Genomic DNA, 21,532 nt, shown 5'->3' with positions numbered 1-21,532 from the left:
AAAGGATTGCAAGGATGACATTCAAGGCGCTCGTGGTCGACAAGCTGGAAGACGGCACCACCAAAGCCAGTGTGCAGGATATGACCGAAGACCGGCTGCCCGAAGCCGAGGTTCTGGTGCAGGTCGCCTATTCTACCGTCAACTACAAGGATGGGCTGTGCATTGGCCCCGGCGGCGGTTTGGTGCGCAAGTATCCGCATGTGCCCGGCATTGATTTCGCCGGAACGGTCGAGGCGTCGGATGACCCGCGCTACAAGCCCGGAGATGCGGTCGTTTTGACCGGCTGGCGCGTGGGTGAGGCGCATTGGGGCGGTTACGCCCAGAAGGCCCGCGTCAAGGCCGATTGGCTGGTGCCCCTGCCCGACGGGATAAGCGCGCGGCAGGCGATGGCGGTTGGCACGGCAGGGTTCACGGCGATGCTGGCAGTCATGGCGCTGGAAGATCACGGGCTGAAGCCCGGCAATGGCCCCGTGCTGGTCACGGGGGCCGCGGGTGGGGTCGGTTCCGTTGCCGTGGCGATCCTGTCGGCTTTGGGCCACGAGGTTGCTGCCGTCACCGGGCGTCCGGAAACCGAAAGCTACCTGCGCGACCTTGGCGCGACCCAGATCGTTGCACGCGAGGAGTTGAACGAAACCGTCAAACGCCCGCTGGAATCGGAAACATGGGCGGGTTGTGTCGATGCCGTGGGCGGCGCGATGTTGGCGCGTGTGCTGGGGCAGATGAAATATGGTGCCTCTGTCTCTGCCGTGGGGTTGGCGGGTGGCGCGGGTTTGCCGGCGACGGTGGTCCCGTTTCTGTTGCGCGGCGTGAATTTGCTGGGCATCGATTCGGTTCTGCAACCCTATGAAAACCGCCTGCGCGCGTGGCGGCGGATTTCGCAAGACCTGCCGATGGACAAGCTAGAGGCAATGACTCAGCTCGCCACGCTGGCTGATTTGCCGCAACTTGGCGCCGATATTCTGAAAGGGCAGGTCAAGGGGCGCGTTGTGGTAGATGTAAACGCCTGAGCGCGATTCCGCGTGCAAACGCTATTTACTTGGCGCTTTGCACGATTAGCTGGCTTTTCGAAGGCAGAGTCTATTGCAAACCCAGAGGAAGAAATGGCCCCACGTCCAAATCCTATCGATAATATGAGCCCCGCCGAAAAGCTGTTGCGGGTCGGCACTTTTGGCAGTCTGGCAGTGCTGTTGATCTTGGTCACAGTGCGCAGCTTTGGCGATGGCCCGGATCGGCAGGCGACCCCGCAGGTCGCTGAAGTCTCCGAGCCTCTCCAGGAGGAAAGCCGCGAGGAGGTTAGCGTTGCTGATATGTCGGCCCCTGTGACGGAAGACCCGGCTGAGCCGGTCGAAACCGCAGAGGCCACGCCTGCCGCAGAAGAGCCGGCCTCGACAGAGGTTGCAGAGGAGGCCGAGCCGGTTGCGGAAGAGACCGCCCAAGCGGAAGAGGCAGCAACCGAGCCTGCCCCGGCAGAAACGACAGAGGAAACCGTCGAAACCGCCGCCGAGGCGACACCCGCAGAGCCTGAACAGGCTGAAGGGTTGCAAGAGTCTGCGCTTCTGGCGCGTGCCGACATTGACGCAGGTGAAAGTGCTTTCCGCCAGTGTTCGACCTGCCACCAATATGCGACTGAACGCAACGCGGGTGGTCCGCATTTGGTCGGGATTGTCGGGCGTGAGGTGGCGGCAGTCGACTCGTGGCGCTATTCGACCGCGCTGCAAGAGGCAGGCGGCATCTGGACGCCGGAACGGCTGGAGCAGTGGCTGACCAACCCCAATGAGTATATTCCCGGTAACCGGATGGCCTATCCCGGCGTGCGCGACGAACAGGAACGCATCGACATCATTGGGTTTCTTGCGGCGCAAGGCCAATAATATCAGCCGCGCGGCAGGATCAGCCGCGCGGTCAACCCTTGGGGGCGTTGCTCGAATTCCAGCTCGCCCCCATGCTGGGCGGCAATGGTCGCCACAATGCTAAGCCCCATGCCAAAGCCTGAAATTGGCGTGCCATCCGCATCGGTCAGGTTCTCGCCACGCTGAAACGGGTCGGTCAGACGGCGCAAGCTATCCGCGTCCAGTTCGCGGCCTGCATCCTGAACTTCCAGCACTACGCGTGCAGAATCGGCACGCAAGATGATGTCGGCGCGGCGTCCGTATTTCAGTGCATTCTCGATCAGGTTCGACAAGGCGCGCTCCAGTGCCAAGGGCCGCCCGGTGAATAGAAGCCGCCGCGATTCCGGCAATGCCATGCGGCGCGGACGACCCAAGGCAAAGACGGTCTGGGCGGTGTCCATGCTGGCGGGTGCGGCCAGCGTCATGCCCACCGGGCGGCCGGTGTCGCGGTAGTCATCGACCACAGCTTCGGTCAAGGCGGCAAGGCAGAATTCGCGCGTGGATTCTGCCGCGATTTCGGCGCGAGTGAAGGTCAGGACTTCCTCGATCATCGCGCCCATACGGTCCAGATCATCCTCGAACCGGGCGCGCAATTCGGCGTCCTCTATCATCGCCGCGCGCAGACGCAGGCGTGTGGCCGGGGTTCCCAGATCATGGCTGACACCGGACAGCACCATGGCGCGCCGCGCAAGACGCGCGCGCTCATCGGCCAGATAGCCATTCACGGCGGTAATGGTGGCGCGCAACTCCTCTGGGCCGGTCAGGGCCAGGTCGGCCGTTTCGCCGGGACGCCGGCGCGTGGCCAGTCCGCGCGCGAAATCGCGAAAACTGGCGGTCAGGTCGGCGGCATGGCTAAGAAGCGCCATCAGTGCCACACCTGCCAATACAAGCGCTCCGATTCGCCAGTCGCGTGGTTGCGCGTCGCAGGACCACAGCGCGCTTTCCGCCCGCCACCAAGGCCCGTTATCAGCGCGCAAAAACAGCACCGGGTCTGAACACAGCCGCGCCAGCGTTCGCGACAGCGCGGCCATGCCCGCGTAGGCCCCCGCAGCGTTCAGGTCTGCCACGGGGTATTGCAGCCTTGCGCTGACGACCTGCACCTGCAACCGCGCGCCGCCGCCTTGGCCAGCACCATCCGGGCCGGGCTGACGAAAGGCCAGCGATGTTACGCGCGCCGAGGATCTCATCCCGGCCTCATCGGCACCGGGGGGCTGGTCTGTGCGCCCCAGCGCGACCAGCCGCGTGTCGCCGGGCAATGGCGTGCCCAGCAATACAGTTGCGGCGACGTCGCGCCCGGTTTGGGCGGCCCGATCCAGATGCTCGCGCCATGCATGGGTCGAGGACAGCCACAACCATGCCGCCAGCGCGCCCGCACCCATCGCCGACAGTATCCACAGGCTGGCCCAGCCGCGCAGGCTGCGGATCATCCCTCAACCTCGACCGGGCAAGCCAGCACATAGCCCACGCCGCGCGCGGTGCGGATCAGGACGGGGTCTTTCGGTGCGTCCTCTATCTTGCTGCGCAAGCGGCCCACCAGCATGTCGATGGCGCGGCCCTCGGCGGGGTCTGTGCTTTCGCCAAGCACATCCATGGCTTCGGCGATTTCCTCGCGCGACAGCGGGATTTCGGGGTTCGCCAAGAACACCTGCAACAACTGGCGCTCGCGGGTGGACAGAGCCACCTCGAACCCGCCCGGTGCATGGGCGCTCGCCTCTCGTGTGTCGAATCGCCATCCGGCGAAACGGTAGACCCGCGCTTGCCGCCGGTAAGCCAGCGACGCCGCGCGCCGGGTGCGGCGCAGCACCGCGCGCACGCGTGCGACCAACAATTCGGGGTTGAAAGGTTTGGCAATGTAATCATCCGCGCCAGAGCGATAGCCCGCCATGCGGTTGTCATCTGCCGATAATGCCGAAACCATGATGATCGGCACGTCATGCTCTTGCCGCAACTGTTGGCAGATGCGCAGGCCGCTTTCGTCGCCCAACATCACATCGAGCAAGATCAGGTCCACGCGCCCCGCCGCCATTTGCTGCGCCACGCCTGCGCCGTCCTGCACGCCTGCCACGGAAAAGCCGTTGCGTTGCAGCCAGCCAACCATCATGGAACACATCTCTGCGTCATCATCGACCACCAAAAGGCGGGGAATGGCCATTCCTGCTCTCCTCCAAGCCGCGGATGGTGTTGGTTTAGCACCAAGCACGCGGGTATTGTAACAGCCTGTAACAAGCGCCGCGAAATTCGGTCAATCCGGGTGCATAGGGCAGTTGCGTGGGCCACATGGCTTGCGCCATGCTTACCACGTCTGGCGGATGTCCCGCCAACCATCTGGGAGGATGATCATGAATATGAAGACGATTCTTGCGACTTCCGTCGCATCTTTTTGCATGGCCGGTGCTGCGATGGCAGAGCCTCAGGCCGAGGTTCTGCATTGGTGGACCTCTGGCGGTGAAGCCCGTGCCGTGGCCGTGTTGCAGGAAGAATTCGCCAGCCGTGGCGGTAGCTGGACCGACATGCCCGTGGCCGGTGGCGGTGGCGATGCGGCCATGACCGCGCTGCGCGCCCGTGTGCTGTCCGGCAACGCACCGACCGCCGTGCAGCTCAAAGGCCCCGCCATTCAGGAATGGTATGAAGAAGGCGTTCTGGCTGACATTTCCGCCGTGGCCGAAGCTCAGGGCTGGGCCGATGTCCTGCCCGCGTCCATCGCGGGCCACATGCAGTGCGAAGGCACTTGGTGCGCGGCACCCGTAAACGTGCACCGCGTGGATTGGGTCTGGGCAAACAAAGCGATCCTGGACGAGCACGGCATTGCCATGCCGACCACTTGGGACGAATTCAACGCCGCCGCTGACAAGCTGCAAGCTGCGGGCATCACGCCGCTGGCGCATGGCGGTCAGTCATGGCAGGACGCGACCGTGTTTGAAACCGTCGTGCTGGGTCTGGGCGGGCCGGAATTCTTCCGTTCGGCGCTCATCGATCTGGATATGGACGCGCTGACATCTGACACGATGAAAGCTGCCTTCGACCAGATGCGCACCATGCGCGGCTATGTCGACGCCAACTTCTCGGGTCGTGACTGGAACCTTGCCACCGCGATGGTCATGAATGGCGAAGCTGCCTTCCAGATCATGGGCGACTGGGCCAAGGGCGAATTCCTTGCTGCTGGTAAAGTGCCGGGCGAGGATTTCCTGTGCGCTTCGACCCCCGGTGATGGCTACCTGTATAACGTCGACAGCTTTGCGATGTTCGAAGTCGATGGCGAAGATGCGCAGGCTGGTCAGGCGCTTTTGGCAGAGCTGATCGTGGGCCAGAACTTTCAGAAAGTGTTCAACCTGAACAAAGGCTCCATCCCGGTGCGCAGCGATGTTGCGCTGGATGAGTTCGACGCTTGCGCCGTTCTGTCCTCTAACGAGATGGCGGCCACTTCGGACGCCGGGTCGCTGCTGCCGTCCTACGCGCATGGCATGGCGCTGCGCGGCGCGCAGGCGGGCGCAATCACCGATGTCGTGACCGCGCATTTCAACAGCGACATGTCCTCTGACGACGCTGTCCAAATGCTGGCCGACGCGGTCACCAACTCGATGTAATCAAAACGCGCCGGGGGCGATCCTGTCCCCGGCGTCCCTTGCGGCATTGGCCGCAACGTGGCCCCGGCGCCACCCCATTCCCCAACCGAAGGGAGGCTTCCCATGCAATGGCTTGAACGCCATGTGCCGAAGCTTGTTCTGGCACCCAGTTTTATTGCGGCCCTGTTATTCGTTTACGGCTTTATTGCGTGGACGGCGTGGGTCAGCTTCACCCGCTCGCGGCTGTTGCCCAATTATGACCTTGTCGGCACCATCCAGTATGAACGGCTTTTCGCCTCGCCCCGGTGGGAGGTCGCGCTGAACAACCTGTTCGTGTTCGGTGTGCTGTTCATTGGCATTTCCATGCTTCTGGGCCTGCTGCTGGCGATTTTTCTGGACCAGAAAATCCGCACCGAAGGTGTGTTGCGCACCATCTATCTATACCCGATGGCGCTGTCGCTGATCGTAACCGGCACCGCCTGGAAATGGATGCTCAACCCCGGTCTGGGGCTGGAAGCCATGGTGCGCGGCTGGGGGTTCGAGGATTTCCGCTTCGACTGGATCACCGACCCCGACATGGCCATTTATACCGTGGTCATCGCCGGGGTCTGGCAGGCGTCTGGTTTCGTGATGGCGCTGTTTCTGGCGGGTCTGCGGTCGGTGGATGGAGAGATCATCAAAGCCGCGCAGGTCGACGGCATCCCGACCCACCGCATCTATACCGCAATCATCATTCCCAGCATGGCCCCGATCTTTTTGTCGGCCTTCATCGTGTTGTCGCATCTGGCGATCAAAAGCTTCGATCTGGTCATTGCGCTGACCGGGGGTGGCCCCGGCTACGCCACCGACCTGCCCGCCACCTACATGTATGCCATGGCGTTTTCGCGCGGCGATATCGGGCAGGCAGCCTCGAGCGCCATGGTCATGATGATGATCGTCTTCGCCATCGTGGTCCCATACCTGTATTCAGAGCTGAGGGCGAAACATGACTGACGCAACCTTCACTGCCCCAACCCAGTCGCGCGCGCTGAAAATCGCCTTGCGCTGGGGGCTTTACCTGATGCTGACGGTGTTCGCGCTGTGGTATCTGCTGCCGTTCTTCGTGATGCTGACGACCTCGCTCAAAAGTCTGGAAGAAATCCGCACCGGAAGTCTGATCGCCCTGCCGCGCGAGGTGACCTTCGATGCCTGGCGCACCGCTTGGTCGGGGGCTTGCACCGGTATTCAATGCGAAGGCTTGCAGCCCTATTTCTGGAACTCGGTCATGCTGGCGGTGCCTGCGGTCATGATCTCGACTGTTCTTGGCGCGATGAACGGCTATGTCGTTGCGCAGTGGAACTTTCGCGGCGCCAACATCATCTTCGCGCTGATGCTGTTCGGCTGTTTCATCCCCTTTCAAGTCGTGCTGCTGCCCATGGCGCGGACCTTGGGTATTCTGAACATCGCGGGCACCATTCCGGGGCTGATCTTCGTGCATGTCATCTACGGAATCGGCTTTACCACGTTGTTTTTCCGCAACTATTACGTGACCATCCCGGCGGAACTGACCAAGGCTGCGAAAATTGACGGGGCGGGGTTCTTCCGTATCTTCTGGTCGATCTTCCTGCCGCTGTCTCTGCCCATCATCGTCGTGACGGTCATCTGGCAATTCACCCAGATCTGGAACGATTTCCTGTTCGGGGTGTCCTTCAGCCAAGCGGGCACGCAGCCGATCACGGTCGCGCTGAATAACATCGTCAACTCCACCACCGGCGTCAAAGCCTACAATGTCGATATGGCCGCCGCGATCATTGCCGCCCTGCCGACCTTGTTGGTCTATGTCGTCGCCGGAAAATACTTCATTCGCGGCCTGACCGCCGGATCGGTGAAAGGATAATCTCATGTCGCATATTCTAGAGGTCGACGGCCTGTTCAAAAGCTACGGCGCGACCGAAATCCTCAAGGACATCAATGTCAGCATTGATAAGGGCGAATTCCTTGTGCTGGTTGGCCCGTCGGGTTGCGGGAAATCCACCCTGCTGAACTGCATCGCGGGTTTGGAGCCGATCACCGGTGGCGCGATCCGCATTGCGGGGCAAGACATGACGCAGGTCAGCCCAAAGGACCGCAATATCGCCATGGTCTTCCAAAGCTACGCGCTTTACCCGACCATGAGTGTGGCCAAAAACATCACCTTCGGGATGCAGGTCCGCGGCGTGGACAAGGCCACGCAAGCTGCAAAGCTGGCAGAAGTCGCGCGGCAATTGCAGATTGAACCGCTTCTGAACCGGCGTCCGGGTCAGTTGTCGGGTGGTCAGCGCCAGCGTGTTGCCATGGGGCGCGCTTTGGTGCGCGACCCGGCGCTGTTCTTGTTCGATGAACCATTGTCAAACCTCGACGCAAAATTGCGCGTTGAAATGCGGACAGAGATCAAGCGCCTGCATCAAGACCTTGGTGCCAGTATGGTTTACGTCACCCATGACCAGATCGAGGCGATGACGCTGGCCACCAAGATCGTGGTCATGAAAGGTGGCATCATCCAGCAGATCGGCAGCCCGCACGAGATATATACCCGCCCAGCAAACACATTTGTGGCGGATTTCATGGGCAGCCCGGCCATGAACCTTATTCCGGCGCGGGCCATGCCGAATGGCACTGGTAGCGTGATCGAGATCGCGCGCGACGGCGCTGACCCGTTGCGCCTGCAAGAGCCACGCCATGCAGGGCTGACCGGCGATATCCTTTTGGGCCTGCGCCCAGAGGACATGCATGAAGCCACCGCCCGCGCCGGCGAGGCTTTGCAAGGCGGTGCCGTGCGTGTCGATGTGGTCGAGCCTGCCGGAGCCGACACGTATGTTGTTGCCAGATTGGGCGGCAAGGAAGTGACCTCGCGCTTGTCGGCCGATACTCGTGCACGTGCAGGTCAAACGCTGGATTTCGGGTTCGACCTGTCGAAAGCGTCTTATTTCGCACCTGATACCGGTGAACGCTTGATTTAGGGAGCTTGGATTTTTTCCGTCTATGAGAGCGAATGGTATGGTGCCTTATGGCCAGTCGCCGATCCGGTCGGGTAGTTGAAGGCTGTTGCGACACATTTGCCCAAACCGCAACACTGTTGCGGGGCTGCTTTCCGGCCAAGGTTTGCTATCGGTCCCTGAATGCAAACCTTGGCGCGTTCTTGCACGCGGCAAAGGCCCGTTGTTTGCGTGGTAAGGCGGTTTCACGGCGGCTGCGACCGCACCGGCAAGCTTTTATGAGCGATGCTCAACCTGCACGCGATAACAGGCTTAGCGCTATTGCCGCGCCGCTCATTCCCGTTTGACTGGCCTTGACCTGCTCCATCAGCAGAAACCGCTGCGTTATTTGGGCGATCATTTCGGGTTTTGCGAGTTCGGTCATGGCGTCGGTGCCAAAACGCTTGCGGGCTGCGGCGCGCAACCGCTCGGCCTGCTCTTCGATGTCTAAGCTGGCGAATTCCTTGGGAAGTCCAAGCGCGGTTTCAATCACCCGGCGTGTCGGCAGATCGCCGAGGACTGAAAACCACTGGGCCGCGTCCGATTGGGAAGCTGCGGCGATTTCCGGCAACTTGCGCTCGAAGGCTAAACCAAGGCGCATCGATTCGTTGCTGTCGCCAACAGCGACCTCGAAAGCCATGGTCCGAAAACGCCCGAGGAGTTGCTCGGCCAGGTCTTGCGGCGCCTGACCTGTGCCACCGGGTGCAAGATGCGCCATATCCCGCGCCAGCGCATTATAGCGCTTGTCTGCAAGTCGATTGGAAAGTGCGCGCGGGTCCGTGGCGCCGTCCGTGATGACTTTCTTGATGAAGGCACGGTTTTCCAAATCTGCCTGTAGACCGTACGCGCCCAACACCACGTCCAGAGCCTGGCGGTTCCCGACCAAATCCTCGGCGCTGCGCAGTTTGGCGAAATCTTGCGCAAACCCGCGTGTCAGGCGTGACATGCGAGGGCTGGCTGTGAAGCTGTTTTCCTGGCGTTCTCGGGTGCGTTTCAGGAATTCCCAACCGGCCAGACCACCCAGTGGAACGATCGGTTGAAAGCTCACACCCGTTGCGCGGCCATTAGCCGCGCCTCTCTCGGCAATAAGGCCCGAAGCGATTTCAAGGCTTGATAATGTTCACCATCCAAGGCGAACTCGGTCGCCTCGCGCAAATATTGGGCGCTGTCGGCATCGCGGAACACTTGGCTTAATTGCTCGATGGCGCGCAACAAGGGCGTCTGCAAATCCGTTGGGTCGGCATCACCCGACAAGATCAGTTGTGCCATATAACACGTGCGTTTGACAGGCGTCGTCGCTTCGTCCGGATGGATCGCGTCACGCAGGCGCAGAACTTTGGCGTTCGGAGTCTTGATGGACAGGCTTGTGCGCTTGTCGCCGTTTTCGATAACTGCCCCGTTCAGCAAGACGCGCTCGCGCGGGGCCAGACGTATCACGAGGCCAGTCATGTCATGCCTCCTTCTCCGTTCAGGCCGCGCATGATCGCGACATTCACGTCAATGATGGCTTCGGCTGTGCTTTCGCCCCTCAGGATAGCGTCGGTCTGTGTAACGGTGAATTGCGCCAACCCAAGCAATCCGGCCCGTATGTCGGTCGGCAACCGATTATCATCAGACGCAAGGTCAAACGCGAACTCGGTCCAAAGTTGCCTGTTGGCGTTCAGAGCGTCGGCGAGCGCCGGAAAGGCCATCGGGCCCCCCGCAATCGCGGCGCGAATGCGCGCGGTAATTTGCGCAAGTATGTCGTATTCGATGGCCCGAGGTGGCTTTTGGGCGGTGTTCGGTGTGCCATAGGCCGCAAGTGCCTGAGCATGAGCGTTCATTTCGGGTCTCCCGGAGATGGTATTGCGCAACATTTCGGTCGTTCAGGATGAAGCGGGCGACGCTGGTGCAACGCTCTACGCTATGGCTGGGCAGAGCGGCTGCTCTTGCTGATTTTCCTGTGCGCCGTGACAGTCCGTGTATGGACCCCGTGACCGGGGTCCATAGCGGTTTTTAGCGGAACAATGACAGGATGTTCTGCGGCTGCTGGTTCGCGATGGAAAGCGATTGTGTTGCCAACTGTTGCTGAACCTGAAGCGCCTGCAACCTGGCCGAAGTTGCTTCCATATCGGCATCCACCAGCGCACCGATACCGGTGTTAAGTGCATCAGTCAGGTTGGTCACGAACTCGGACTGGGTTTCGAGGCGCGACTGTGTCGCCCCGAAGGCGGCGGCTGCATCAATCGATGTAGATATCATGGTCTCGATATCGGCCAGAGCCGCGCCGGACGTGACATCCAGACGGGTGGAGACGCCATCACCCAGACCTGACAAACCGCCAGTGCCTGCCGCGCTCACCCGCACGGTGATGGCCGTATCCGAAGCATCCGTACCGGCATTGTTGAACGTTAGCACGCCATCAGACGACGGGTCATAGTCAGCCGTGAGGCCGGTGATCCCTGCGGAATTGATCTGGCTGCGGATGTTGGTCAACGCGATGTCGTTCGCATTGTTGCCCGGAGCCACGTCATCGTCTGTGACGGTGTAGCTAAAGTTTTGATCGCCAATCGTCACGCGCAGGGTTTCGCCGGTTGCAACCGTCGAGAGATCAATTGCGGCATCGCCGCCGCCAAGTGCAACCACGCTCGCTTCATCCGCGTTGGTAGACCCGATGGTGAAGGTTTGAGTGCCGCCACCATCCGCCAGGGTCGCACTCGCCGCGCCCGAAGCCCCGGTGCTGAGGTTCTGAGCGGCAACGGTGATCGTAGACGGCGTGACTGCGCCACCGCTGCGGTCAAGCGAGCCCAGAACGCTCTGGTCCGTACTGCTGCTGATAAGGTTCACGCCGTTGAACTGTGCCGCGTTTACGACCGTATTGACCTGCTGGATAAGCTGATCTGTTTCGTCCTGCAACTTGCTGGTATCGGCCGACGGGTCTTGTGCCGCGACGACCTTGGTTTTGATATTGTTCAGCAAGTCGGTGATCGATTCGGTTGCCGTGCGGGCGACCCCGACCATAGCTTGCCCCGTTGCAAGGCTGTTGGAAATAGCTTTGAAGCCCTGAACGTCGCTCTCCATAACCTTCGAGATTGCCCAAACGGCGGAGTTGTCCTTGGCCGTGGCAACGGATTTTCCGGTAGAGATTTCGGACTGTGTTTGCGCCAGACCTTTGTTAATGCCGCGCAGGGTTTGCAGCGCGACCATTGCGCTGGAGTTCGTCAGAATGCTTGACATGGTATTTACCTTCAGTGACGTGCGTTTTGCACATTGTATCAATGCGCCGGAGCGGCGCGATTTCGGTGCATTCTGCAAACGATCCGTTGCTGGTATCGATCGACGATCCTGCCGATGGACAGATCATGACGCGGAAAGAGTTGAGAAGTTGTGAACGCAATGGTGCCGGGTGTATTTTCCGGACTGCTTTTGATCTTTGAGGTTAACGCCCCCGATCATGCTTTTTGCGTAAGCTGGCCCGTTGGCGGGTGCAAGGAATGGCGCAACCCGTCTGCGCTGTAGGCTTTTGTCTCTGGGGCGTGGGGGCCAAGCCGGGTTAGGGCGCGAACGGCTTCGACCGCGTTTGAAACCACGTCCAGCAATTCGGCGTTGCGCTTGGCCAGACTTTGTAATGCGCCCAGTTCTGCTTGGGTTAACCGTGCATTTGCCAAGCGCGCGGCGGCGCGCTCCTTGCGCTCGGCGATATGCTCCAGTTTGTTCAGCTTTCCGAACATCAATGCGGCGTGTTCTGCCGCCAATACAGACTGCATCCGTGCGAAGGGTGACGGCCCAATCATGGCGCATCTGCCTTGTGGCTAGGCGCGTAATGACGAATGATCATTTCAGCAAGTCCCACCCCGCCGCTATCGGCAATGCGCTGCGCTTGCGCATCCAGCAGGAAGGATGCGAACTGCGATTCGCCTATGCCGCCGCCCTGCGTATCAGCGGGTTGTCCCGCCCCTGCGGCGGCAAGCATGTGGGACAGGAACGCGCCTTCAAACTGGCGCGCCACAGCCTTGATAGATGTTTTCGGGTGGCCAGTGGCCGCAACCGAACTTAGGGAATCCAGCATGAGGTCCTCCATTCAATGCGGTGATATTGTCTGTTGGCGGTAAAGATTCGGTAAGCACTCTGTGGCAATCTGCTTTCAGGAGGGCCTATGCCGGATTTCATGCTTCAATCGGACATCGCGATCCCAGCGCGTGTGAGCTCGCTACAGACTGCGCCTGTCCTTGCACAACGCGGCCAGGGGTTTGCGCAGTTCATGGCGGCTTCCGATTCGACGATCAAAGCGTTGGACCCGCACATGCAAGCGCCACAGTTGGCGGGCGCTGCCAGTGACGGAAATGAATTCGCGGCAGGGCAATCCGAAGCATCGGAGGACGCGCTCGCAGATAGCGCGATGGATATCATCGCATTTCAGGGTGAGCAGGCACTGTCCGTCATCCCCAGTGCAGCAGACGGGGCAATCGCAATCGCGCCCGGACCCGATACCGGAACGCAATCTGATATCGTGATGCCCGAAAAAGTCACTCACGCCAGCGGCGCAAAGTTGCAAATTGCTGAGGAGATTGCCGCGCGGGGCGAGTTCGTGCGATCCCAAAGCTCGACCATGCCGGTAGGTGTTGGGCGCATGGCCGAAGTTGCGGGAATGCCAGAGCAACAGGCGATGCGGGCCCCCTCTACGCCACGGTCCACTAGAGAGTCGCTTGGCTTTGCGTCATTAGCGCCGCGTCCTCACGACCCAGAGATTGTGGCGCAGGCCGGGCTGTCGAGGGCGGATTTGCTCGGTGATAAAACTGCGCCCCAAGCCGTTGTCCATACTGGCGCTCATCTTCTCATGTCGGCTCACGATCAGGGCAAACAAGCTCTCGCGGGCGCGGCCCTTGCGGCTTTTCCAGCGGCACAAACTGCCGCGTTCATGACCCCAGTCGCGGCGGCAACTTCCGACAAGATGCAACGCATCACGGGCATGGCCGCAGCCACACCAGGGCAACGTCTTGCCGCAGTAACGCCCATGGCGCTGGCAGAGCTTCAGCTCATACCGGGCGGCATTGTGCCCATAGCCCAGCGTGATGCGGTCCCGGAGGTTCGGCACGCCATGGCAGAGCTTGGGGACGGGGTTGCCGCGTCTTCGGTGCCGGGCGGTGGCGGGGCAGGCGTCTTGGGGCTTGCGCCCGGTGTCGCACCGTCAGCAGCAACGCCAGGGATGGTAACGCTCCAAATCGCACAGGCTTTTGCGCAGGCGCATGGCGACAGGTTCGAGGTCTCGCTGTCACCCGAAGAGCTGGGCCGCGTGCGGATTCAGATGCACTTATCGGAGACCGGGCTGCATGTGCTGATCACGACCGAGCGACCGGAAACGCTTGATTTTCTGCGCAAGAATATCGCTTTTCTGTCACGGGACTTGTCCGGGCTTGGCTTCAACAGCACAAGTTTCGAATTCGCCGGTGACAGTTCCGACCGGCACAAGGGAAAACGCTCTACGGACGGCGCGAACTTACACCCTTCGGCCTCACCATCTGCCGCAAACCTGTTGGGCGTTCAGACCACCATGCCCCTGATATCCGGGGCTGGTCTAGACTTGCGGTTCTAATACGTATTTCGGCTTCCAGAAAAGGAGTTAAACCATGTTGGACCCGGTTGCCCCAAGCGCCACGCCTGCCCAGTCGCCAGCGACCAGCCCCGGCGCTGCCACGGCAGAGGCCGGCGATTTCCATACCTTTCTGACCATGTTGACCACGCAGATGCAAAACCAGAACCCACTGGAACCGATCCAAGCGTCAGATTTCGCGGCCCAGCTTGCTACCTTCTCTGGGGTTGAGCAGCAGGTGCAAACCAATGATTTGCTGACCCGCCTTGTGGGGCGCATGGGTCTTGCAGATCTGGCCGGTTGGGTCGGGCGCGATGTTCTGAGCACAGCACCGATCCGTTTTGATGGCACCCCGATGCGTCTGGTTCCGCCGGAAGTGCAGGGGGCAAACCGGGCGGACCTTGTAGTCACGGATAGCATCGGACGCGAGATTGGGCGCTATGCGGTTGACCCGCAAAGCACCGAGATATTGTTCGAGGCGCCCGAAGGGTCGAATGTGCTTGAGTCGGGCGCGTTTTATGGGTTTTCCATGGTCAGTTACCGCGATGATATCGAATTGTCAGAAAACGCGGTTCTTGGCTATGCGCAGGTGCTTGAGGCGCGCGCCGATTCCGGGCGCACCTTGCTTGTTCTGGCTGGCGGTCAGATTATCGACAGCGATGCCGTTGTCGGCCTGCGCGACTCCGCGCTTTCGCCTGTCGGTCAGGGCTAATCACGGAACATGCCGGGTGTGATCAAGTTCCGCCAAAGCGTCGGGCAAGGCCGCAGCGAAAACGTCCAGAATTGGGTCTGGCGCGGTGCTGACACGGATGCAACGGTTTTGCGGTGCCACGAAGGGCATCCGCACGAAAACATCGCGCGCCATCAATGCGTTGACAAGCCGATGTGCGAAGGCGCCATCGTGCCCTGTATCGAGCGCGACGAAACTGGTCGCAGAGGGCAATGCATACATCCCGCAATCCGCTGCGATTTGCCCCAGTCTTTGGCGCGCCGTGGCGACATTGCTTTGCACGCGTCGCAGCCAATCCTGATCTTGCAATGCGGCCAGCGCCGCGGCTTGCGACACCCGGCCCATCCCGAAATGATTGCGGATGCGGTCGAACATCCCGATCACTGCGGGCGCGCCGATTGCGTAGCCAACGCGCATCCCCGCCAGCCCATATAGCTTCGAAAAGGTGCGTATGCGAATGACCCTTGGGTCGTCGGCGTCAATCTGCGGGGCCGTGCCGGGTGGTGCTGCGTCGATATATGCCTCGTCGAGCACCATGAGCGTGCCGTCAGGCAGACTTTTCAGCATCCGTTCGATAATCCGCCCGCTATGCCAACTGCCCATCGGATTATCCGGGTTGCAGACATACAGCAGTTTCGCGCCAACCTCCTCGGACCGGGCCAGAAGCGCGCTCGGGTCTTCGTGATCGTCACGATAGGGCACCTTGTGCAAGACGCCACCAAACCCCGCAACATGGTAGTTGAAGGTTGGGTAGGCACCGTCAGATGTTACAACAGGGTCGCCGGGGGCCACAATCATCCGCACCAGCAAGCCCAAAAGCCCGTCGATCCCTTCGCCGATCACGATGTTCTCCGGCCTGACGCCATGATGCGCCGCCAGCGCCTCTCGCAAATCGTGACACTCCGAATCGCCATACATCCAAGCGTCGGGTGCCGCGCTGCACATCGCGTCTATCGCTTCGGGCGATGGGCCGAAGCCGCTTTCATTGGCGCCGATCCGCGCCTGAAATGGCCTTCCATTCGCGCGGATATGCGCTTCTGGCCCAACAAATGGCACGGTCGCGGGAAGGCCCGCGACAAGCGGAGTGAAACGAGGCGTTTTCATCCCCTTGGGATAGGTCAGAGCAAGCGGCAGGGCAAGCCTGTCAGACCAACTTGCCGGCGTCCAGCTTGCGCAGGAAGCCGTCTGCCTCTGCCAGCACTGTGGTGCGCCGCGCCTCATCCATCCGGTCAAAGGTGCGATACATCTGCGCCATGCGTGGGTTTCCCGCGAAGCGTTCACGGTGCCGAATCAGGAAATGCCAATACAGCAGATTGAACGGGCAGGCGCGCGGCCCTGTCTTGTCCTTCACCCGGTAATGACAGCCAGCGCAATAATCCGACATCCGGTCGATATAGGCGCCAGAACTGACATAGGGTTTCGACCCGACAACGCCGCCATCCGCAAATTGCGACATGCCGATAACGTTCGGCGCTTCGACCCACTCATAGGCATCGGCGTAAACGGCCAAATACCATTCATGCACATGCGCCGGGTCCACACCTGCCAGAAGCGCGAAATTGCCCGTCACCATCAGACGTTGGATATGGTGCGCATAGGCCAGATCGCGGGTCTGCCCCACCGCGTGTTTCAGGCAATTCATCTGCGTATTACCACCCCAATAGAGGGCTGGCAACGCACGATCATGCCCCAGTGCATTGCGACTGGTGTAATCCGGCCCCTCCAGAAAATAGACCCCGCGGATGAATTCGCGCCAGCCAATGATCTGGCGGATGAACCCTTCGACGGAATTGAGCGGCGCGTGCCCCTGTCCATAGGCTTGGGCGGCACGTTCGCACACCTCCAGCGGCTCAAGCAGCCCGGCATTCAGGTATAACCCGATCACGGCATGATAGAGATACGGGTCATCGGCCAGCATGGCATCTTGATAGGCACCGAAATCGGGCAGGGCGTGGGTGATGAAATGATCGAGCGCGCACAACGCCCCTGCGCGGTCTGTCTGGAACTGGAACGGGCGCAGCGTGCCAAAATTATCCGGGAAACGGCTTTCGACCAGGTCAAGCGCGTGTTCCAGAATGTCATCGTCCTGCGCCTTCGGGGGCGGTTTGCGAAACAGGTCGCCGCTGGCCGGTTTGCGGTTGTCGTGGTCGAAATTCCACTTCCCGCCCACAGGCTTGTCACCCTCCATAAGCAGGCCGGTTTTGCGCCGCATCTCGCGGTAGAAATATTCCATGCGCAGGGCTTTACGGCCTTCGGCCCATGCTTCGAATTGCGCGTGGGTGCACAAAAAACGGGTATCTTCCAGCAATGTCAGGCGCAGGGGGATTTCGTGCAAGGCGGCGATCAGCCGCCATTCGCCGGGTTCCGTGGCCAGCACCAGGTCGGTGTCAAATTCTTCTGCACGGCGCAGCAATTCGGCCGGAAGGGAGCCCGCATTTCCCGGGTCATCAAGCCGTGTGTAGGCCACGCGCCATCCACACTCTTGCAGATGGGCCGCGAATTTCCGCATTGCGGCAAAGGTGAAGGCAATCTTTTTGGGATGATGAGGAACGTAGGACGCTTCTGACGCGACCTCTGCCATGACGACGATATCCGTGGCCTTGTCCGCTTCTGCCAAGGCCGACAGGTTTTCCGACAACTGGTCGCCCAAAACCAGGACCAAGTTTACCATGGCACGGGTTTCCCGGCATAATCGAAGAACTGTCCGGTCTGCTCTGGGCCTAAACTGTCCATCACATCCAGCAAGCGTTTGGCGGCCTGCTCGGCACTGACCGCCGGGTGCCGGCCCAGATATTTTTCGGTGAATTTTGTCGCAACCGTGCCAGGGTGCAACGCTACGCAGGCTGCGCGCTTATGGGTTCGTGACAGTTCGATCGCGGCACCGCGGATGATCTGGTTCACCGCTGCTTTCGCCGCGCGATAGCTGTGCCAGCCGCCGATCTGGTTATCCCCGATAGACCCCACGCGCGCCGACAATGTGGCCACCACCGCGGCTTCGTCGCGCGGCAGCAGGCGCGCGGTGTGGGCCAGCACCAGTGCCGGGCCAGTGGCGTTCAGCGCGAATTGCGCCGCCATTGCTTCGGATGTGATGTGCTTTAGTGCCTTTTCCGGCCTGTGGTTGCCGATCTCTAACGCGCCGGTTGCGATTATGATCCGCTGAAATGGCCCCTCCAGCTTGGACAAATGCGCGGTAACCGACGCGGCGTCGGTCACGTCCAGACCGTCTGTGCTGCGCGACAGGCCGGTTACGCGCCATCCGCGTGCTTCCAGTTCTGCCGAAATCGCGCGACCAATCCCGCCCGATGCCCCGATGACCAATGCGTGTTGCATCTCGCCTCCTACTTGTTGGGCGTAGTTAGGGCAGACGCGGCATCGGTCCAGCAGGTCGCAGCGGTGTCAGGCCAGTCGCTCTGCCCATTTGCGCGCAAAGGGTCCGACCAGAACCGCCAGCGGCACCGCAATGACCCAAGCCACCGCCCAAGCATACGCCCAGCGGCCCAGATACCCCGCTTCGAACCCGGTGTTCACCGCAGTTATGAAGCCTGACATGATGACCGACATGATCGTGCCCATCAGCACGCCGGTAAGAATGCGCAATTTCATTGTGGCCCTCTATTGCTCGACAACATAATCAATATAGTGAATATGTTGTCGAGCGCAAGACTGTCACCCCAAGGCGGCGCTGCATCGCGCACATGTGTTCGGGTGCGCGTGGCTGCCCACGTCGGGGCTGATCTTCCAGCAGCGTTCGCATTTCTGACCTTCGGCGCGGGCAAAGACAACGGCGACGCCGGGTGCGTCGTCCAGCGTGAACGCGCCTTCGGGGGCCGGTGTGGTGGTCAGGGTCACGCCCGATGTGATGCACAAATCCGCGAAGGTTTCCGGGTCGGTTACGATCTGGGCTTGCGCGTCGGTCAGGTGGACGATGGGTGCCGCTTCCAGGCTGGCACCAATGGTCTTGGCGCGGCGCTCTGCTTCCAGCGCTCCGGTCACGACACGCCGCACCATCCGCACGGTTTTGGAGCGTTCGGCCAATGCCGGGTCCAGCCAGTCCGAAGGCGTGGCCGGAATATCGTGCAGATGCACGCTGTCATCCGCGGACGGGAAGCGCGACAGCCACACATCTTCCATGGTGAACGGCAGGATCGGGGCGAGCCATGTCACCAGCCGGTGGAACAACAGGTCCAGCACCGTGCGCGATGCGCGGCGGCGCAGGCTGTCGGGCGAATCGCAGTAAAGTGCATCTTTGCGGATGTCGAAATAGAAAGCCGACAGGTCCGTTGTTGCAAAATTGAACAAGGCTTGGAACACGCCCTGAAAGTCGTAAGCGTCGTAGCCTTTGCGCACCACGCCGTCCAACTCTGCCATCCGGTGCAGCATCAGCCGCTCCAGTTCGGGCATATCAGCGGGGGCAACGCGCTCTTCCTCTGACCAGCCATCCAGATTGCCCAGCATGAAGCGCAGCGTGTTACGCAAGCGGCGGTAGCTGTCCGCCACGCCTTTCAGGATTTCTTTGCCGATGCGCAAATCCGCAGTGTAGTCGGATTGCGCGACCCAAAGGCGCAGAATATCGGCGCCGTATTGGTCGATCACCTCTTGCGGGGCGACAGTGTTGCCAAGCGATTTGGACATTTTCATGCCCTTTTCGTCCAGCGTAAAGCCGTGGGTCAACACGCCCCGATAAGGCGCGCGGCCCTTGGTGGCGCAGGCTTGCAGCATAGACGAATGGAACCAACCACGGTGCTGGTCGGTCCCTTCCAGATACAGGTCTGCGATCCCGTCCGGGCTGCCATCCTCGCGGTCACGCAACACGAAGGCATGGGTCGAGCCGGAATCGAACCAGACATCCAGAATGTCAAAAACCTGCTCATACGCGTCCGGGTCATGCAGCCCTGTAAGGATGCGTTCCTTGAAACCTTGCACATACCACGCATCTGCGCCTTCGGTTTCGAACGCAGCCTTGATCCGGGCGTTGACTTGTTCGTCACGCAACAGGAAATCGGGATCGGTCGGTTTCGCGCCGTTTTTCACGAAACAGGTCAGCGGCACGCCCCAAGCACGCTGGCGAGACAGCACCCAGTCGGGGCGGTTTTCGATCATCGAAAACAGACGGTTGCGCCCGGTTTGCGGTGTCCATTTCACCAGCCGGTCGATGCTTTCCAGCGCGCGTTTGCGGATCGTGTCGCCATGTTCGCCCATGCCGTCATCCAGCGGTTTGTCGATGGCAGCGAACCATTGCGCGGTGTTACGGTAGATCAGCGGCGCTTTCGACCGCCAGCTATGCGGATAGCTGTGTTTCAGCTTGCCCTTGGCAAACAGCGCACCGGCATAGGCGAGTTGCTTGATGACCGCGACATTCGCGCCGCCTTCCTTGCCATCGGGCTTGATGATGACTTCGCCGCCAAACAGCGGCAGGTCGGTGCGGTAGCTGCCATCCGGCTCGACGTTGTAAGTCATTTTGAAGTCAGGATATTGATCCTTGAACTGCAGATACATCTGATAGTCATCATCGCCATGGCTGGGGGCGGTGTGCACGAACCCGGTGCCCGCGTCATCGGTCACATGGTCGCCGGGCAGCATGGGCACGTCGAAATCCCATTCGCCGTTTGCGCCTTCGACGCCCCGGAAGGGGTGGGCGAGGGTGAGGGCGACAAGTTCACGGCTGCTGACGCTTCGGCGTAGTGTCGCTTTAACCTTTGCTTGTGCAAAAGCTGTTTCTGCAAGCGCCTCAGCCAAGATTACTTTGGCTCCGAGTTCCAAGTTTGAACCCTCTGGCACTTCTGTGATCTCATAAAGCCCATAAGCTATACCGGGGCCAAAACACACAGCGCGGTTTTGTGGGATGGTCCAAGGTGTGGTGGTCCAGATGACGACCGAAGCAGAAAGAAGCTCATCGAAGACTTCTTTAGACGCGACTTCTCCTTCGTTCTGGTCCAAGAGGAGTCGTTGAACGGCGTCAGCAAACTCATTGGAACTGACAGCAACAACAGGAAACCGCACCCAGATCGTATGCGACGTATGCTCGTGATACTCCACCTCGGCCTCTGCCAGCGCGGTTTTTTCCACCGGCGACCACATCACGGGCTTGGACCCCTGATACAGTGACCCGTTCATCACCAGCTTCATGAACTCACCCGCGATCACGGCTTCGGCGTGGTAATCCATCGTCAGATAAGGCTTGTCCCATTTCCCGGTAATGCCAAGGCGCTTGAATTCCTCGCGCTGCACGTCGATCCAGCCCGCGGCAAAGCGGCGGCATTCCTGACGGAAATCGACCACATCGACCGCGTCCTTGTCCAAGCCTTCGGCGCGATATTTCTCTTCGATCTTCCACTCGATGGGCAGGCCGTGGCAATCCCAACCCGGCACATAGCGCGCATCGCGGCCCAGCATTTGCTGGCTGCGGGTAATGAAGTCTTTCAGCACCTTGTTCAGCGCGTGGCCGATATGCAGGTGTCCATTGGCGTATGGGGGGCCATCGTGCAGGATGAACGGTTTACGACCTTCGGCATTCGCACGCAGCCGGTCATAGATGCCCAAGCGCTCCCAACGGGCCAGCCAATCGGGCTCGCGCGCAGGCAGGCCAGCGCGCATGGGAAAGTCGGTTTCGGGCAGGGATAGGGTGTCTCTGTAGTCGGTCATTGGGGCGATCTTTCGCAAATTGGGGAAGGGGCAAGCGCAATCGAACCCGGCACTCCGCGCGCGTCAGAGTGCCGGGACGCTAATTCGCTGGATGATCGCTATAATATTCATGCGCGCCTTATAGGGTTGCGCGCGCGCAGGGTCCA

General features: G+C 60.7%; 21 protein-coding genes. 8 read left to right on the top strand and 13 right to left on the bottom strand.

Annotated features, from left to right (window positions below; genetic code table 11):
- Positions 1-14 precede the first annotated feature (14 nt).
- Together acuI and M3N55_RS05095 are read left to right on the top strand one after the other, a co-directional pair.
- A complete protein-coding gene (gene acuI, locus M3N55_RS05100; RefSeq protein ID WP_249057027.1) occupies positions 15-1,007 on the top strand; it encodes an acryloyl-CoA reductase in 993 nt (330 codons plus the stop codon).
- 93 nt (positions 1,008-1,100) lie between these two features.
- A complete protein-coding gene (locus M3N55_RS05095; protein ID WP_249057025.1) occupies positions 1,101-1,871 on the top strand; it encodes a c-type cytochrome in 771 nt (256 codons plus the stop codon).
- Positions 1,872-1,873: 2 nt separating this feature from the next.
- Here the strand turns inward: M3N55_RS05095 and M3N55_RS05090 are convergent, their stop codons facing one another.
- Positions 1,874-3,316: a sensor histidine kinase gene (locus M3N55_RS05090; protein ID WP_249057023.1), complete on the bottom strand. Its 1,443-nt coding sequence runs from the start codon at positions 3,314-3,316 to the stop codon at positions 1,874-1,876.
- Positions 3,313-4,041: a response regulator transcription factor gene (locus tag M3N55_RS05085; protein WP_249057021.1), complete on the bottom strand. Its 729-nt coding sequence runs from the start codon at positions 4,039-4,041 to the stop codon at positions 3,313-3,315. Before M3N55_RS05085 ends, M3N55_RS05090 begins: the two co-directional genes overlap by 4 nt.
- Before the next feature lie 187 nt (positions 4,042-4,228).
- Between M3N55_RS05085 and M3N55_RS05080 the strand changes: the two genes are divergently transcribed.
- The 4 genes from M3N55_RS05080 to M3N55_RS05065 all read left to right on the top strand — a co-directional run bounded on the left by M3N55_RS05080 (position 4,229) and on the right by M3N55_RS05065 (position 8,430).
- Positions 4,229-5,473, top strand: a complete 1,245-nt coding sequence (locus M3N55_RS05080; RefSeq protein WP_428982606.1) for an ABC transporter substrate-binding protein — start codon at positions 4,229-4,231, stop codon at positions 5,471-5,473.
- 102 nt (positions 5,474-5,575) lie between these two features.
- Positions 5,576-6,445 (top strand): carbohydrate ABC transporter permease, encoded by an 870-nt coding sequence (locus M3N55_RS05075; RefSeq protein ID WP_249057020.1) that lies wholly within the window; start codon positions 5,576-5,578, stop codon positions 6,443-6,445.
- On the top strand, positions 6,438-7,328 hold the full coding sequence (locus M3N55_RS05070) for a carbohydrate ABC transporter permease (RefSeq protein WP_249057018.1): 891 nt from the start codon (positions 6,438-6,440) through the stop codon (positions 7,326-7,328). The genes M3N55_RS05075 and M3N55_RS05070 overlap by 8 nt, the downstream gene beginning before the upstream one ends.
- Positions 7,329-7,332: 4 nt before the next feature.
- Positions 7,333-8,430, top strand: coding sequence for an ABC transporter ATP-binding protein (locus M3N55_RS05065; RefSeq protein ID WP_249057016.1), 1,098 nt, complete (start codon positions 7,333-7,335; stop codon positions 8,428-8,430).
- 265 nt (positions 8,431-8,695) lie between these two features.
- Here the strand turns inward: M3N55_RS05065 and M3N55_RS05060 are convergent, their stop codons facing one another.
- The 6 genes from M3N55_RS05060 to M3N55_RS05035 form a co-directional block, all read right to left on the bottom strand.
- Complete coding sequence (locus M3N55_RS05060) at positions 8,696-9,493, bottom strand: DUF1217 domain-containing protein (RefSeq protein ID WP_249057014.1); 798 nt, start codon at positions 9,491-9,493, stop codon at positions 8,696-8,698.
- Positions 9,490-9,894: a flagellar biosynthesis repressor FlbT gene (gene flbT, locus M3N55_RS05055; RefSeq protein ID WP_249057012.1), complete on the bottom strand. Its 405-nt coding sequence runs from the start codon at positions 9,892-9,894 to the stop codon at positions 9,490-9,492. The genes M3N55_RS05060 and flbT overlap by 4 nt, the downstream gene beginning before the upstream one ends.
- A complete protein-coding gene (flaF, locus tag M3N55_RS05050) occupies positions 9,891-10,268 on the bottom strand; it encodes a flagellar biosynthesis regulator FlaF (RefSeq protein WP_249057011.1) in 378 nt (125 codons plus the stop codon). The genes flbT and flaF overlap by 4 nt, the downstream gene beginning before the upstream one ends.
- A gap of 172 nt (positions 10,269-10,440) precedes the next feature.
- Positions 10,441-11,661 (bottom strand): flagellin N-terminal helical domain-containing protein, encoded by a 1,221-nt coding sequence (locus M3N55_RS05045; protein ID WP_249057010.1) that lies wholly within the window; start codon positions 11,659-11,661, stop codon positions 10,441-10,443.
- A 215-nt stretch (positions 11,662-11,876) separates the two neighbouring features.
- A complete protein-coding gene (locus M3N55_RS05040) occupies positions 11,877-12,218 on the bottom strand; it encodes a hypothetical protein (protein ID WP_249057008.1) in 342 nt (113 codons plus the stop codon).
- On the bottom strand, positions 12,215-12,493 hold the full coding sequence (locus M3N55_RS05035; RefSeq protein ID WP_249057005.1) for a rod-binding protein: 279 nt from the start codon (positions 12,491-12,493) through the stop codon (positions 12,215-12,217). Before M3N55_RS05035 ends, M3N55_RS05040 begins: the two co-directional genes overlap by 4 nt.
- 192 nt (positions 12,494-12,685) lie before the next feature.
- On the opposite strand from M3N55_RS05035, the gene M3N55_RS05030 reads away from it, so the two are divergent.
- Positions 12,686-14,017: a flagellar hook-length control protein FliK gene (locus M3N55_RS05030; RefSeq protein WP_249057003.1), complete on the top strand. Its 1,332-nt coding sequence runs from the start codon at positions 12,686-12,688 to the stop codon at positions 14,015-14,017.
- 34 nt (positions 14,018-14,051) lie between these two features.
- Positions 14,052-14,726: a flagellar hook capping FlgD N-terminal domain-containing protein gene (locus tag M3N55_RS05025; protein ID WP_249057002.1), complete on the top strand. Its 675-nt coding sequence runs from the start codon at positions 14,052-14,054 to the stop codon at positions 14,724-14,726.
- Here the strand turns inward: M3N55_RS05025 and M3N55_RS05020 are convergent, their stop codons facing one another.
- From M3N55_RS05020 to ileS, 5 genes are all read right to left on the bottom strand, one after another.
- Complete coding sequence (locus M3N55_RS05020) at positions 14,727-15,848, bottom strand: pyridoxal phosphate-dependent aminotransferase (protein WP_249057000.1); 1,122 nt, start codon at positions 15,846-15,848, stop codon at positions 14,727-14,729.
- Positions 15,849-15,888: 40 nt separating this feature from the next.
- Positions 15,889-17,415, bottom strand: coding sequence for a cryptochrome/photolyase family protein (locus M3N55_RS05015; protein ID WP_249056998.1), 1,527 nt, complete (start codon positions 17,413-17,415; stop codon positions 15,889-15,891).
- On the bottom strand, positions 17,409-18,074 hold the full coding sequence (locus M3N55_RS05010; protein ID WP_249056996.1) for an SDR family NAD(P)-dependent oxidoreductase: 666 nt from the start codon (positions 18,072-18,074) through the stop codon (positions 17,409-17,411). The genes M3N55_RS05015 and M3N55_RS05010 overlap by 7 nt, the downstream gene beginning before the upstream one ends.
- Before the next feature lie 66 nt (positions 18,075-18,140).
- Positions 18,141-18,347 carry a DUF2798 domain-containing protein gene (locus M3N55_RS05005; RefSeq protein WP_249056993.1) on the bottom strand — a complete coding sequence of 69 codons (207 nt, stop codon included), beginning with the start codon at positions 18,345-18,347 and terminating at the stop codon, positions 18,141-18,143.
- 63 nt (positions 18,348-18,410) lie between these two features.
- Positions 18,411-21,386: an isoleucine--tRNA ligase gene (ileS, locus tag M3N55_RS05000; RefSeq protein WP_249056991.1), complete on the bottom strand. Its 2,976-nt coding sequence runs from the start codon at positions 21,384-21,386 to the stop codon at positions 18,411-18,413.
- Between the last annotated feature and the right edge of the window lie 146 nt (positions 21,387-21,532).

The organism is Roseinatronobacter domitianus (genome assembly GCF_023336755.1).
Lineage (GTDB): Bacteria > Pseudomonadota > Alphaproteobacteria > Rhodobacterales > Rhodobacteraceae > Roseinatronobacter > Roseinatronobacter domitianus.
The sequence above is the reverse complement of the archived record's forward strand: the minus strand, read 5'-3'. Positions and strand labels throughout refer to the sequence as shown.

What these genes read in the sequence shown, in the direction of transcription:
- acuI (WP_249057027.1), top strand. Translation starts at nt 15, where the DNA reads ATGACATTCAAGGCGCTCGTGGTCGACAAGCTGGAAGACGGCACCACC.
- M3N55_RS05095 (WP_249057025.1), top strand. Translation starts at nt 1,101, where the DNA reads ATGGCCCCACGTCCAAATCCTATCGATAATATGAGCCCCGCCGAAAAG.
- M3N55_RS05090 (WP_249057023.1), bottom strand. Translation starts at nt 3,316, where the DNA reads ATGATCCGCAGCCTGCGCGGCTGGGCCAGCCTGTGGATACTGTCGGCG.
- M3N55_RS05085 (WP_249057021.1), bottom strand. Translation starts at nt 4,041, where the DNA reads ATGGCCATTCCCCGCCTTTTGGTGGTCGATGATGACGCAGAGATGTGT.
- M3N55_RS05080 (WP_428982606.1), top strand. Translation starts at nt 4,229, where the DNA reads ATGAATATGAAGACGATTCTTGCGACTTCCGTCGCATCTTTTTGCATG.
- M3N55_RS05075 (WP_249057020.1), top strand. Translation starts at nt 5,576, where the DNA reads ATGCAATGGCTTGAACGCCATGTGCCGAAGCTTGTTCTGGCACCCAGT.
- M3N55_RS05070 (WP_249057018.1), top strand. Translation starts at nt 6,438, where the DNA reads ATGACTGACGCAACCTTCACTGCCCCAACCCAGTCGCGCGCGCTGAAA.
- M3N55_RS05065 (WP_249057016.1), top strand. Translation starts at nt 7,333, where the DNA reads ATGTCGCATATTCTAGAGGTCGACGGCCTGTTCAAAAGCTACGGCGCG.
- flbT (WP_249057012.1), bottom strand. Translation starts at nt 9,894, where the DNA reads ATGACTGGCCTCGTGATACGTCTGGCCCCGCGCGAGCGCGTCTTGCTG.
- flaF (WP_249057011.1), bottom strand. Translation starts at nt 10,268, where the DNA reads ATGAACGCTCATGCTCAGGCACTTGCGGCCTATGGCACACCGAACACC.
- M3N55_RS05045 (WP_249057010.1), bottom strand. Translation starts at nt 11,661, where the DNA reads ATGTCAAGCATTCTGACGAACTCCAGCGCAATGGTCGCGCTGCAAACC.
- M3N55_RS05040 (WP_249057008.1), bottom strand. Translation starts at nt 12,218, where the DNA reads ATGATTGGGCCGTCACCCTTCGCACGGATGCAGTCTGTATTGGCGGCA.
- M3N55_RS05035 (WP_249057005.1), bottom strand. Translation starts at nt 12,493, where the DNA reads ATGCTGGATTCCCTAAGTTCGGTTGCGGCCACTGGCCACCCGAAAACA.
- M3N55_RS05030 (WP_249057003.1), top strand. Translation starts at nt 12,686, where the DNA reads ATGGCGGCTTCCGATTCGACGATCAAAGCGTTGGACCCGCACATGCAA.
- M3N55_RS05025 (WP_249057002.1), top strand. Translation starts at nt 14,052, where the DNA reads ATGTTGGACCCGGTTGCCCCAAGCGCCACGCCTGCCCAGTCGCCAGCG.
- M3N55_RS05020 (WP_249057000.1), bottom strand. Translation starts at nt 15,848, where the DNA reads ATGAAAACGCCTCGTTTCACTCCGCTTGTCGCGGGCCTTCCCGCGACC.
- M3N55_RS05015 (WP_249056998.1), bottom strand. Translation starts at nt 17,415, where the DNA reads ATGGTAAACTTGGTCCTGGTTTTGGGCGACCAGTTGTCGGAAAACCTG.
- M3N55_RS05010 (WP_249056996.1), bottom strand. Translation starts at nt 18,074, where the DNA reads ATGCAACACGCATTGGTCATCGGGGCATCGGGCGGGATTGGTCGCGCG.
- M3N55_RS05005 (WP_249056993.1), bottom strand. Translation starts at nt 18,347, where the DNA reads ATGAAATTGCGCATTCTTACCGGCGTGCTGATGGGCACGATCATGTCG.
- ileS (WP_249056991.1), bottom strand. Translation starts at nt 21,386, where the DNA reads ATGACCGACTACAGAGACACCCTATCCCTGCCCGAAACCGACTTTCCC.